7 protein-coding genes are annotated in these 13293 nt (G+C 63.7%); 6 read left to right on the forward strand and 1 reads right to left on the reverse strand.

Translation table 11 applies throughout. From position 1 onward, the window contains the following. The first annotated feature begins 2 nt into the window (after nt 1-2). From rplA to ACE3TJ_RS14950, 4 genes are all read left to right on the forward strand, one after another. Nucleotides 3-704, forward strand: a complete 702-nt coding sequence (rplA, locus tag ACE3TJ_RS14935) for a 50S ribosomal protein L1 (protein ID WP_374597494.1) — start codon at nt 3-5, stop codon at nt 702-704. Between the two features lie 279 nt (nt 705-983). Further along, on the forward strand, nt 984-1499 hold the full coding sequence (gene rplJ, locus ACE3TJ_RS14940; RefSeq protein ID WP_374597495.1) for a 50S ribosomal protein L10: 516 nt from the start codon (nt 984-986) through the stop codon (nt 1497-1499). Between the two features lie 73 nt (nt 1500-1572). After that, nucleotides 1573-1953 (forward strand): 50S ribosomal protein L7/L12, encoded by a 381-nt coding sequence (gene rplL, locus ACE3TJ_RS14945; RefSeq protein ID WP_374597497.1) that lies wholly within the window; start codon nt 1573-1575, stop codon nt 1951-1953. Nucleotides 1954-2081: 128 nt separating this feature from the next. Beyond that, nucleotides 2082-3140, forward strand: coding sequence for an AI-2E family transporter (locus tag ACE3TJ_RS14950; protein ID WP_374597499.1), 1059 nt, complete (start codon nt 2082-2084; stop codon nt 3138-3140). 4 nt (nt 3141-3144) lie between these two features. Here the strand turns inward: ACE3TJ_RS14950 and ACE3TJ_RS14955 are convergent, their stop codons facing one another. Further along, nucleotides 3145-4437, reverse strand: a complete 1293-nt coding sequence (locus ACE3TJ_RS14955) for an MFS transporter (protein ID WP_374597501.1) — start codon at nt 4435-4437, stop codon at nt 3145-3147. A gap of 284 nt (nt 4438-4721) precedes the next feature. Here ACE3TJ_RS14955 and rpoB point away from each other — a divergent pair, with 284 nt between their 5' ends. Next, a complete protein-coding gene (gene rpoB, locus ACE3TJ_RS14960) occupies nt 4722-8867 on the forward strand; it encodes a DNA-directed RNA polymerase subunit beta (protein ID WP_374597503.1) in 4146 nt (1381 codons plus the stop codon). A 110-nt stretch (nt 8868-8977) separates the two neighbouring features. Next, nucleotides 8978-13138 carry a DNA-directed RNA polymerase subunit beta' gene (gene rpoC, locus ACE3TJ_RS14965; RefSeq protein WP_374597505.1) on the forward strand — a complete coding sequence of 1387 codons (4161 nt, stop codon included), beginning with the start codon at nt 8978-8980 and terminating at the stop codon, nt 13136-13138. The last annotated feature ends 155 nt before the right edge of the window (nt 13139-13293 follow it).

A 13293-nucleotide genomic window follows, 5' to 3' on the forward strand; every position in this document is an offset into this window, starting at 1 on the left:
ACATGGCCAAGCTGACGAAGAAGGCCAAGGCGCTGGCCGGCAAGGTCGACCGTGAGAAGCTCTACGGCATCGATGAAGCCATCGCGCTCGTGAAGAGCCTCGCAAGCTCCAAGTTCGACGAGACCGTCGAAGTCGCTTTGAACCTCGGCGTCGATCCGCGCCATGCCGACCAGATGGTGCGCGGTGTTGTCCGTCTGCCGAGCGGCACGGGCAAGGACGTCCGCGTTGCGGTGTTCGCGCGCGGCGACAAGGCCGAGGATGCTCGCAAGGCGGGCGCCGAGGTCGTGGGCGCCGAAGACCTCATGGAAGAGATCCAGGGTGGCCGCAGCGATTTCGACCGCGTCATCGCGACGCCCGACATGATGGGCATCGTCGGACGCCTCGGTAAGGTGCTTGGTCCCAAGGGCCTGATGCCGAACCCGAAGCTCGGCACCGTCACGCCGAACGTCGCCGAAGCCGTGGAAGCGGCAAAGGGCGGCCAGGTGGAGTTCCGCGTCGAAAAGGCCGGCATCATCCACAGCGGCATCGGCAAGGCGAGCTTCGACGACGCGGCCCTGCGGGCGAACTTTGACGCCTTCGTCGACGCCATCGTCAAGGCGAAGCCGTCGGGCGCCAAGGGCAAGTATGTTCGCAAGATCGCCATCAGCTCCACGATGGGGCCCGGCGTGAAGATCGATACGGCAACCGCAGGCGCGGCTGCCTAAACAGCATCGCGGGGCGGGCCGGAAACGGGCTGCCCCAAGATACCGTCCGAGATTGCAGGCGTTTCTGACAAGGAAACTCAAAACGCCAGCCTGCATGAGACGGGGACAAGTTTTACCGGTTGCAGCCGTGCGATGGCGAACCGGGTCTGCCCAAGGGCTCCATGCCCGCACGCAGACGACGACCCCGCGGACGGGCCGAGACCCCCGGAATGGTCCGGGATTTCGGCTCAACCGTCTGAAAGGCGAGCAATCGCCGGAAAGACAAACCAGGAGTGAAGCATGGATCGCGCTGAAAAAAAGGCGCTCGTCGCATCGCTCAACCGCGTCTTCTCGGAGACCGGGGTTGTCGTCATTACGCGCAACCACGGCCTTACCGTCGCCCAGGTGACGGCTCTCCGCGGAAAGATGCGCGAGGCGGGCGCGGGCTATAAAGTCGCGAAGAACAAGCTCGCCCGGATCGCACTGGAAGGTACGCCGTACACGGCGATCAGCGACATGCTGGTCGGCCCGACGGCGCTGGCAACGTCGAGTGATCCCGTTGCCGCTGCCAAGGCAGCCGTCGATTTCGCGAAGACCAACGAGAAGTTGGAAATCGTCGGCGGCGCCATGGGGGATACCATCCTCGATGCGAATGGCATCAAGCAACTGGCATCGCTGCCGTCGCTTGACGAACTGCGCGCCAAGATCATCGGCCTCGTGAATGCGCCGGCGACCAAGGTTGTTCAGATCGTCCAGGCGCCTGCCGCGCAGCTTGCGCGTGTCATGGGTGCTTATGCGGCCAAGGACGCCGCGTAAGCCAGTCCGGACAGGCTCTTACGACCAATATTGAAACATTGGGCCGATCGATTGGCCCGCATGGAGACTTAAAATGGCAGACCTTCAGAAGATTGTTGACGACCTTTCCGCTCTCACCGTTCTCGAAGCCGCGGACCTCGCGAAGCTCCTCGAAGAGAAGTGGGGCGTTTCGGCCGCCGCGGCTGTCGCGGTTGCGGCTGCTCCGGGTGGCGGCGGCGACGCCGGCCCGGCCGCGGAAGAGAAGACCGAGTTCGACGTGATCCTCACCGGCGACGGTGGCAAGAAGATCAACGTCATCAAGGAAGTCCGCGCCATCACCAACCTCGGCCTCGGCGAAGCCAAGGCGCTCGTCGAAGGCGCTCCGAAGCCGGTGAAGGAAGGCGTGAACAAGGAAGAAGCCGAGAAGATCAAGAAGCAGCTTGAAGAAGCCGGCGCGACCGTCGAGATCAAGTAAGCTTCACGGCTTTACGAACGAAGGGGCGGTTCCGAAAGGAGCCGCCCTTTTTTCATGCGCGCATAAGCGGCTGATTCCAAAGCCGTGCGTTTGATGTATGGTACGAGGCGAGGGACCGGGCGGCGTTTATGCGGAAGATCGAAGACAGAACCTTTCTCGCGCTTATCGTTGTCGTCTCGTTGGCGTTTGCGTGGGTGTTGCTGCCGTTCTTCGGCGCGATCCTGTGGGCGCTGATTGCCGCGATCCTGTTCGAGCCGCTGAACCGGCGGCTGCTTGCGAAGTTTTCGGGGCACCCGAACCTCGCCGCGCTCCTTACGCTGCTCGTGATCGTTGCGATGGTGATCCTGCCCGCCATCACGCTCGGCATCTTCCTGTTGCAGGAGGCGACCGCCATCTATGCGCGCATCGAGGGCGGAGAGATCGACGTTGGCGGCTATTTCCGGCAGGTGCAGACGCTGCTGCCGGACTGGGCGATTTCCATGCTGCGCCGCGTCGGGCTCGGCAACATCAGTGCGATCCGCGAAAAGATCGCGGACGGCATCGCCGACAGCTTCCAGGTGCTCGCGGCGCAGACCGTGCTGATCGGGCAGCGCACGTTCGGTTTCCTCGTCGGGCTCGGCGTGATGCTGTACCTCATCTTCTTTTTCCTGCGCGACGGCGATGCGCTCGTCGAGAAGCTGCGCGGCTCGATCCCGCTGCACCCGGCGCAGCGCAACGCGCTCATCGCCAAGTTCGTCACGGTGATCCGCGCAACGGTGAAGGGCAGCATCGTCGTCGCCATCCTGCAGGGCGCGGTCGGCGGCGTCGTGTTCTGGAGCCTCGGCATCCACGGCGCGCTGCTATGGGGCGTGCTGATGGGCTTCCTGTCGCTGCTGCCGGCGGTGGGCACGGGGCTCGTGTGGGTGCCCGTCGCCATCTACCTGCTCGTCAGCGGCGCGATCTGGCAGGGGGTCGTACTCGTGTTCTGCGGCTTCTTCGTCATCGGGCTCATCGACAACATCCTCCGCCCGATCCTCGTCGGCCGTGATGCACGGATGCCCGACTATATCGTGCTCGTGTCCACGCTCGGCGGTATCGAGCTGTTCGGGCTGAACGGAATCGTCATCGGGCCTGTCATCGCGGCACTGTTCATGGCGGTCTGGGAGATCGTCGCCGCGGGCCGCCGATCCGGCTGGACCACCGCCTGAGGCCTCAGTCTTCCAGAATGCGGCTGTGCGTGCGCGTGTCGCGCATCCGAAGGTACACGATCAGCGAAATGCCGATCATCACGGTCACATACCAGTAGAAGCCCTGTTCCATGCCCTCCGCCTTGAACCAAAGCGCGACATATTCGGCGGTGCCGCCGAAGATCGTGTTGGCGAGCGCATAGGGCAGGGCAACGCCGAGGGCGCGGACGTGCGCCGGGAACAGCTCCGCCTTCACGACGGCGTTGATCGAGGTGTAGCCGGTGACGATGATGAGCGCGCCGAGCACGAGCACGAAGGCGATGAACGGGCTTTGTGCCGTCTCCAGCGCCGAGAAGATCGGATAGGTAAAGAGCACCCCCGCGATGCCGAAGCCGACCATCAGTGGCTTGCGCCCGATCCGGTCCGATAGCGCGCCCGCGAGCGGCTGCAGCAGCATGAAGACGAACAGTGTGCCGGCGTTGATCTGCGAAGCGACTTCCCGGCTGAAACCGGACGTGTTGACCAGGAACTTCTGCATGTAAATCGAGTAGGCATAGAAAGCGAGCGTACCGCCGGCGGTGAGCAGCATCACCACCGCCGCCTCGCGCGGATGGCGCAGGAACAGCTCGGCGAGGCCGGAAACGGCGATGCCTTCCTTCTTGGCGTTCGTGAAGCTCTCGGTCTCGGCAAGGCCGCGCCGGATGTAGAACACCACGATTGCCAGCACGCCGCCGATCGCGAAGGGGATGCGCCAGCCCCATTCATCGAGCGCGGCCTCCGGCATCACGGCCTGCAGCACCAGAAGCACGCAGATCGCGAGCAATTGCCCGGAAATCAGCGTCACGTACTGGAAGCTGGAAAAGAAGCCGCGCCGGTCGCGGCCCGCCATCTCGGAAAGGTAGGTGGCGCTCGCGCCGTATTCGCCGCCCACCGAAAGCCCCTGCATCATGCGGGCGAGGACGAGAAGTACGGGGGCGAACACGCCGATCGCTTCGTAGTCGGGCGTCACCGCGATGAGCAGTGATCCCGCGCACATCAGCGTCACGGAGACGGTGAGTCCCGCCTTGCGCCCGTGCCGGTCGGCATAGATGCCCATGATCCACGCGCCGATCGGCCGCATCAGGAAGCCGACGGCGAAGACGGCGGCGCTGTTCATAAGCTGCGCGGTGCGGTCGCCTTCGGGAAAGAAATGCGGTGCGAAATAGAGCGCGAAGGCGGCATAGACATACCAGTCGTACCATTCGACGAGGTTGCCGGTGGCGCCGCCGATAATGGATTTCAGGCGGTTACGGCTGTCTGTAGCCTTCGGAGCGCTCATGCGGTCGTGGTCTCCCCCTCAACGATGCCGTATCTGTTAGGGGAGCGAGGCGCGGACCGAAAGGGACTCTTGCGACAGGGGTTTGACAGCGCCGCCTGCGGCTCCTATATCCCGCTTCCTTCCACAGCCTTTCGGGAAATGATGCGTCTTCGCGCAGCGCATCGCACGAATGGATCGGCTGCGGCTTGATGCGAAAAGCTGCGGTTCTCCCGGATACGGGAGAGCCTGCGGCTTTTTTCGCGTCAGCGTCTGACGACATTTGAAGAGCAAGGGCGACAAACAGCATGGCCACCCAGGCGAAATCCTTCACCGGTAAAAAGCGTATCCGCAAGGTCTTCGGGCATATCGCCGAAGTCGTGCAGATGCCGAACCTCATCGAGGTGCAGCGCGAATCGTATGAGCAGTTCCTGCGCTCCGATCCGTCGCGCGGCTATGTCTCGGGCCTTGAAAAGACGCTGCGGTCGGTGTTCCCGATCCGCGACTTCGCCGGTACCGCCGAGCTGGATTTCGTCAACTACGAGCTTGAAGCGCCCAAGTACGACACCGATGAGTGCCGCCAGCGCGGCATGACCTATGCAGCGCCGATGCGTGTGACGCTGCGTCTCATCGTGTTCGAAATCGATCCCGATACGGAAAGCCGCTCTGTCCTCGATATCAAGGAGCAGGACGTCTACATGGGCGACATGCCGCTCATGACCGAGAACGGCACGTTCATCGTGAACGGCACCGAGCGCGTTATCGTTTCGCAGATGCACCGTTCGCCGGGCGTGTTCTTCGATCACGACCGCGGCAAGACGCACAGCTCGGGCAAGTTCCTGTTCGCCGCGCGCGTCATCCCGTATCGCGGCTCGTGGCTGGACTTCGAGTTCGACGCCAAGGACATCGTGAACGTCCGTATCGACCGCAAGCGCAAGCTGCCGGTGACGACGCTGCTCTATGCGCTCGGCATGAACAGCGAGGACATCCTCAATCAGTTCTACGGCCGCGTGACCTACAAGCGCGCCGAGGGTGGCTGGAAGGTGCCGTTCCTTGCCGATCAGTGGCGCGGCAACAAGCCGATGTTCGACATCGTCGACGCGAAGTCTGGCGAGATCGTCTTCGAGCAGGGCAAGAAGATCACGCCGCGCGCCGCCAAGAAGGCGGAAAACGACGGCCTCACGGAGCTGCTGATCCCGACCGAGGAAATCTTCGGCCGCTATTCGGCCTTCGACCTCGTCAACGACAAGACCGGCGAGATTTACATCGAGGCCGGTGACGAGGTGACGGAAGAGAACCTCGCCAAGCTCGACGCCGCCGGGATCGGCGACATCGATCTGCTCGACATCGACCATGTCAACATTGGCGCCTGGATGCGCAACACGCTGATGGCGGACAAGGTTGAAGAGCGTGACCACGCGCTCGCCGAGATCTACCGCGTCATGCGCCCCGGCGAGCCGCCGACGCGCGAGACCGCGGAAGGCATGTTCGCGGGCCTGTTCTTCGATCCGGAGCGCTACGACCTCTCGGCCGTGGGCCGCGTGAAGATGAACATGCGCCTCGACCTCGATGCCGAGGACACGGTGACGACGCTCCGCAACGAAGACATTCTTGCGGTTGTGAAGACGCTCGTGGAGCTGAAGGACGGCAAGGGCGACATCGACGACATCGACAATCTCGGCAACCGCCGCGTGCGTTCGGTGGGCGAGCTGCTGGAGAACCAGTACCGCGTCGGCCTGCTCCGCATGGAGCGCGCCGTGAAGGAGCGCATGTCGTCGGTCGATATCGAAACGACGATGCCAAACGACCTCATCAATGCGAAGCCGGCTGTGGCGGCGGTGCGTGAGTTCTTCGGCTCCTCGCAGCTCTCGCAGTTCATGGACCAGACGAACCCGCTCTCCGAAGTGACGCACAAGCGCCGCGTTTCGGCGCTCGGGCCGGGCGGTCTCACCCGCGAGCGCGCGGGCTTCGAGGTTCGCGACGTTCACCCGACGCACTATGGCCGTATCTGCCCGATCGAAACGCCGGAAGGCCCGAACATCGGTCTCATCAACAGCCTCGCGACGTTCAGCCGCGTCAACAAGTATGGCTTCATCGAAACGCCGTACCGCAAGGTCATCGACGGCAAGGTGACGAACGACGTCATCTATCTGTCGGCGATGGAAGAGGCGAAGCACACGATCGCGCAGGCGAACGCCGAGCTTGATGGTGAGCGCCGCTTTGTGGAGGAACTGGTTTCGGCCCGTGAGGCCGGCGAGTTCCTGATCGCGCCGCGCGACCATATCACACTGATGGACGTCAGCCCCAAGCAGCTCGTGTCGGTCGCGGCATCGCTGATCCCGTTCCTTGAGAACGACGACGCCAACCGCGCGCTTATGGGATCGAACATGCAGCGTCAGGCCGTGCCGCTGCTTCGTGCCGAGGCGCCGTTCGTCGGCACCGGCATGGAAGGCACGGTGGCACGCGATTCGGGTGCTGCGATCGCTGCGCGGCGCACGGGCATCATCGACCAGGTCGATGCCACGCGTATCGTTATCCGCGCGACGGAAGAGGAAGACGCCGGCAAGTCGGGCGTCGACATCTACACGTTGCACAAGTTCCAGCGTTCGAACCAGAACACCTGCATCAACCAGCGTCCGCTGGTGAAGGTGGGCGACGTCGTGCGCCGCGGCGACATCATCGCCGACGGTCCCTCGACGCAGCTCGGTGAGCTCGCGCTCGGCCGGAACGTGCTCGTCGCGTTCATGCCGTGGAACGGCTACAACTACGAAGACTCCATCCTCATCTCCGAGCGGATCGTGAAGGACGACGTCTTCACCTCGATCCACATCGAAGAGTTCGAGGTGATGGCCCGCGACACGAAGCTCGGGCCGGAGGACATCACGCGCGACATTCCGAACGTCGGCGAAGAAGCGCTCCGCAACCTCGACGAGGCGGGTATCGTCTACATCGGTGCCGAGGTGGAGCCGGGCGATATTCTCGTCGGCAAGATCACGCCGAAGGGCGAAAGCCCGATGACGCCGGAAGAAAAGCTGCTCCGCGCCATCTTCGGTGAAAAGGCGAGCGACGTGCGTGACACCTCGCTCAAGCTGCCGCCGGGCGTTGCCGGAACGGTCGTCGAGGTGCGCGTGTTCAACCGCCACGGCATCGACAAGGATGAGCGCGCGCTCCAGATCGAGCGCGAGGAGATCGAACGGCTCGAGAAGGATCGCGACGACGAGCGCGCCATTCTCGATCGCGCCTCCTATGCGCGTCTGAAGGACGTGCTGCTCGGTCAGGCGACCACCGCAGCGCCGAAGGGCATCAAGAAGGGCGCCGTTATCGACGACGCGATCCTGAACGAGCAGCCGCGCCGCGAATGGTGGAAATTCGCTGTCGAGGACGACAAGCGCCAATCCGACATCGAGGCGATGAAGGCGCAGTGGGAAGAGGCATTGAAGAGCCTCGACCGCCGCTTTGCCGAGAAGGTCGAAAAGCTGCAGCGCGGCGACGAGATGCTGCCGGGCGTGCTGAAGATGGTGAAGGTCTTCGTTGCGGTGAAGCGCAAGCTGCAGCCGGGCGACAAGATGGCCGGCCGTCACGGCAACAAGGGTGTCATCAGCCGCATTCTGCCGATCGAGGACATGCCGTTCCTCGACGACGGTACGCATGTGGACATCGTGCTGAACCCGCTCGGCGTGCCTTCGCGCATGAACGTCGGTCAGATCTTCGAAACCCACCTCGGCTGGGCCGCGCGCGGTCTCGGGCGTCAGATCAGCGCCATGCTGGAGGATATCCACGTCAAGGCGCAGGGTCTCGACAAGGACGACGCCAAGGGCCTGCGCGACAAGCTGAAGGCCATCTACGGCCAGCAGTATAACGCGGAGATCGACGGCCAGTCCGACGATGAGCTTCTGGAGCTTGCCTCCAACCTCGCCGCGGGCGTGCCGATGGCGACGCCGGTGTTTGACGGCGCCCGCGAAGCGGATGTGGCGGACATGCTGAGCCTAGCCGGTCTCGACCGGTCGGGTCAGGTGGAGCTGTACGATGGCCGCACGGGCGAGATGTTCGACCGCAAGGTTACCGTCGGCTACATCTACATGCTGAAGCTGCACCACCTTGTGGACGACAAGATCCACGCGCGTTCGATCGGGCCGTACAGCCTCGTCACCCAGCAGCCGCTGGGCGGCAAGGCGCAGTTCGGCGGTCAGCGCTTCGGTGAGATGGAAGTGTGGGCGCTGCAGGCTTACGGCGCTGCGTACACGCTGCAGGAAATGCTGACGGTGAAGTCGGACGACGTCGCCGGCCGCACCAAGGTCTACGAATCGATCGTCAAGGGTGACGACACGTTCGAGGCCGGCATCCCCGAAAGCTTCAACGTGCTCGTCAAGGAAATGCGCTCGCTCGGCCTCAACGTCGAGCTGCGCAACAGCGAGGACGACGAAGCCGAGGCGAAAGCTATCGCGGCCGAGTAAAGCAACACGGGAAGAGGGGCCATTTTCGGCGGCCCGTGCCCCTCTTCCTCCCAAGCAAGGCTTGGGCCCCTCCCTCGCAGCGAAGGCGCGGGGGCTGATCTGGAGGCGGTATGAACCAGGAACTGATGAACTTCTACAACCCGGCGGCGAAGCCGGAGACCTTCGACCAGATCCGTATCGGTCTGGCGAGCCCGGAGCGGATTCGCTCGTGGTCGTTCGGCGAGATCAAGAAGCCGGAGACGATCAACTACCGGACGTTCAAGCCCGAGCGCGACGGCCTGTTCTGCGCCCGCATCTTCGGTCCGATCAAGGACTACGAGTGCCTGTGCGGCAAGTACAAGCGCATGAAGTACAAGGGCATCGTCTGCGAGAAGTGCGGCGTCGAGGTCACTGTCTCGAAGGTCCGCCGCGAGCGCATGGGCCACATCGAGCTCGCCGCGCCGGTCGCGCACATCTGGTTCCTGAAGTCGCTGCCGAGCCGCATCGGCATGTTGCTCGACATCCAGCTCAAGCAGCTGGAGCGTGTGCTGTACTTCGAACAGTTCATCGTCATCGAGCCGGGCCTCACCTCGCTGGAGCGCTATCAGCTTCTCACCGAGGAAGAGCTTTTCGCCGCGCAGGATGAGCACGGCGAGGATGCCTTCACCGCCGGCATCGGCGCCGAGGCGATCCAGAAGCTGCTCGAAAGCCTCGATCTCGAAGGCGAGAAGAAGCTGCTTCTCGAAGAGCTCGCGGTCACCAAGTCCGAGCTGAAGCCGAAGAAGATCATCAAGCGCCTCAAGGTCATCGAGAGCTTCCTTGAATCGGGCAACCGTCCGGAGTGGATGATCCTGAACGTCGTGCCGGTGATTCCGCCGGAACTGCGTCCGCTCGTGCCGCTCGACGGCGGCCGCTTCGCGACGTCCGACCTCAACGACCTCTACCGCCGCGTCATCAACCGCAACAACCGCCTGAAGCGGCTCATCGAGCTGCGCGCGCCGGACATCATCGTCCGCAACGAAAAGCGTATGCTTCAGGAAGCCGTCGATGCGCTGTTCGACAACGGCCGCCGCGGCCGCGTCATCACCGGCGCCAACAAGCGCCCGCTGAAGTCGCTCAGCGACATGCTGAAGGGCAAGCAGGGCCGCTTCCGTCAGAACCTGCTCGGCAAGCGCGTCGACTACTCGGGCCGTTCGGTCATCGTCACGGGTCCGGAGCTGAAGCTCCACCAGTGCGGCCTGCCGAAGAAGATGGCGCTCGAGCTGTTCAAGCCGTTCATCTACTCGCGCCTCGACGCCAAGGGTCTCTCTATGACCCTGAAGCAGGCGAAGAAGTGGGTGGAGAAGGAGCGCAAGGAAGTCTGGGACATCCTCGACGAAGTCATTCGCGAGCACCCGGTCCTCCTCAACCGCGCGCCGACGCTTCACCGCCTCGGCATCCAGGCGTTCGAGCCCGTGCTGATCGAAGGCAAGGCGATCCAGCTGCACCCGCTCGTCTGCTCGGCGTTCAACGCCGACTTCGACGGCGACCAGATGGCAGTGCACGTTCCGCTGAGCCTCGAAGCGCAGCTCGAAGCGCGCGTGCTGATGATGTCCACGAACAACATCCTCAGCCCCGCGAACGGCAAGCCGATCATCGTGCCGTCGCAGGACATGATCCTTGGCCTCTACTACCTCTCGATGGAGCGCAAGGGCGAGCCGGGCGAGGGGATGCTGCTTTCGGACATGACCGAAGTGCACCAGGCGCTCAACGCCAAGGCCGTGACGCTGCATTCGAAGATCACCAGCCGCGTCCCGCAGACGGACGAGGCCGGCAAGACCTACATGAAGCGCTGCGAGACAACGCCGGGCCGTATGCTGCTCGGCGAGTGCCTGCCGAAGAACCACAAGGCGCCGTTCGAGATCGTCAACCGTCTCCTCACCAAGAAGGAGATCGCGGACGTCATCGACACCGTCTACCGCGAGTGCGGCCAGAAGGAGACCGTGCTGTTCGCTGACGCGATCATGGGCCTCGGCTTCCGTCATGCCTGCATGGCCGGCATTTCGTTCGGCAAGGACGACATGGTGATCCCGGACGAGAAGGAAGGGATGGTCGACGAGACGCGCGCGCTCGTGAAGGACTTCGAGCAGCAATATCAGGACGGCCTGATCACGCAGGGCGAGAAGTACAACAAGGTCGTCGACGCGTGGGCGCGTTGCGGTGACCGCGTTGCCGACGCGATGATGGCGCGCATTTCCGCGCGTCCGGTCGACGCGAACGGCCGCGAATTGCAGATCAACTCGATCTACATGATGGCGCACTCGGGCGCCCGCGGTTCGCAGGCGCAGATGAAGCAGCTCGCGGGTATGCGCGGCCTCATGGCCAAGCCCTCGGGCGAGATCATCGAAACGCCGATCATCTCGAACTTCAAGGAAGGCCTCACCGTCCTTGAATACTTCAACTCCACGCACGGCGCCCGCAAGGGTCTCGCCGACACCGCACTCAAGACGGCGAACTCGGGTTACCTCACCCGCCGTCTCGTCGACGTGTCGCAGGATTGCGTGGTGATCGAGGACGATTGCGGCACCGACAACGCGCTGACCATCAAGGCCATCGTCGAAGGCGGCACCACCATCGTCTCGCTCGGCGAGCGCATCCTCGGCCGCACGCTGGCCGCGGACGTCGTCGATCACAAGACGAACGAGGTGGTGATGCCGGCTGGTACGCTGCTCACCGAAGCCGAGACGGCGATCGTCGAGGCGGCGGCCCCGCAGTCTGTGCTCATTCGTTCGCCGCTGGTCTGCGAAACCCGTCAGGGTGTCTGCGGCGCCTGCTACGGACGCGACCTTGCACGCGGTACGCCGGTCAACATCGGCGAGGCCGTTGGCGTTATCGCGGCGCAGTCGATCGGCGAGCCGGGCACGCAGCTCACGATGCGTACCTTCCACATCGGTGGCGCGGCGCAGGTCTCCGAGCAGTCGACGCTGGAAGCGAGCTTCGACGGTACGATCGAGCACCGCAACCTCGACACGATCACCGACAGCCGCAGCCGTCACATCGCGATGAGCCGCAACGGCGAACTCGCGATCGTCGACATGGACGGCCGCGAGCGTTCGGTGCACCGCATCCCGTACGGCTCGATCCTTGCGAACGCGCCGGGGCATATCGTGTCGAAGGGCGATCGTCTGGCCGAGTGGGATCCTTACACGCTGCCGGTGATCACCGACAAATCGGGTACGGTGAAGTATCAGGATCTGATCGAGGGCGTCTCGCTGACCGAAAACGTCGACGAGGCCACCGGCATCACCAACAAGATGGTGATCGACTGGCGCAGCCAGCCGAAGTCCGGCGATCTGCGTCCGCGCATCACGTTGCTTGACGAGACCTCGGGCGAAGCTGGCCGCTACATGCTGTCGGTGGACGCCATTCTCTCGGTGAACGAGGGCCAGAAGGTGGAAGCGGGCGACGTGATCGCGCGTATTCCGCGCGAGGCCGCGAAGACCCGCGACATCACCGGCGGTCTGCCGCGCGTCGCTGAGCTGTTCGAGGCGCGCAAGCCGAAGGACAATGCGGTCATCGCGCGCTGCGACGGTCGCATCGAGTTCGGCAAGGACTACAAGACCAAGCGTCGCATCATCATCCACCCGGAAGATGGTTCGGATGCGGTCGAGTACATGATCCCGAAGGGCAAGCACATCTCGGTGCAGGAAGGCGACTTCGTGCGCCGCGGCGACTACCTGCTCGATGGCAACCCCGATCCGCACGACATTCTGGACGTGCTGGGCGTGGAGGCTCTCGCCGAGTATCTGGTCTGGGAGATTCAGGAAGTCTACCGGCTCCAGGGCGTGAAGATCAACGACAAGCACATCGAGGTGATCGTTCGCCAGATGCTGCAGAAGGTCGAGATCACCGATTCGGGCGGCACCACGCTGCTCGTCGGCGAGCAGATCGATATCGAGGAACTGAACGAGGAGAACATCAAGGCCACGAAGGAAGGCCGCGATCCGGCGGTGGGCAAGCCCATCCTGCTCGGCATCACCAAGGCGTCGCTGCAGACGCGGTCGTTCATCTCGGCGGCCTCGTTCCAGGAAACGACGCGCGTGCTCACCGAAGCGTCGGTGCAGGGCAAGTCGGACACGCTGATGGGTCTCAAGGAGAACGTCATCGTCGGCCGCCTGATCCCGGCCGGCACCGGCGCCGCGCTCGCCCGCGCGCGCATTGCGGCATCGAGCCGCGACGCGCAGCTCCGTGCCCGTCAGAAGCGGGTGCTGGATGCGGGGCAGACTGCGGTCGGTGAAACCGTCGACGCCTGACGCTTCTTGTCATGATGAAAAGGGCCTCGTCGGGAAACCGGCGGGGCCTCTTTCGTTTCGGGCGCATTCGCTTCAGGCGTCGGCGCTCTTTACACCGGTGTCAGGAATCGCTGCGCCTCGCGAAGCCGAAAGGTTGGATTTCGGCCTTCGGACCC

This window comes from Sphingosinicella sp. (assembly GCF_041916975.1).
GTDB lineage: Bacteria > Pseudomonadota > Alphaproteobacteria > Sphingomonadales > Sphingomonadaceae > Sphingosinicella.

Coding starts and splice junctions, on each gene's coding strand:
- rpoB (WP_374597503.1), top strand. CDS start 4,722: ATGGCCACCCAGGCGAAATCCTTCACCGGTAAAAAGCGTATCCGCAAG.
- ACE3TJ_RS14955 (WP_374597501.1), bottom strand. CDS start 4,437: ATGAGCGCTCCGAAGGCTACAGACAGCCGTAACCGCCTGAAATCCATT.
- rplL (WP_374597497.1), top strand. CDS start 1,573: ATGGCAGACCTTCAGAAGATTGTTGACGACCTTTCCGCTCTCACCGTT.
- rplJ (WP_374597495.1), top strand. CDS start 984: ATGGATCGCGCTGAAAAAAAGGCGCTCGTCGCATCGCTCAACCGCGTC.
- ACE3TJ_RS14950 (WP_374597499.1), top strand. CDS start 2,082: ATGCGGAAGATCGAAGACAGAACCTTTCTCGCGCTTATCGTTGTCGTC.
- rpoC (WP_374597505.1), top strand. CDS start 8,978: ATGAACCAGGAACTGATGAACTTCTACAACCCGGCGGCGAAGCCGGAG.
- rplA (WP_374597494.1), top strand. CDS start 3: ATGGCCAAGCTGACGAAGAAGGCCAAGGCGCTGGCCGGCAAGGTCGAC.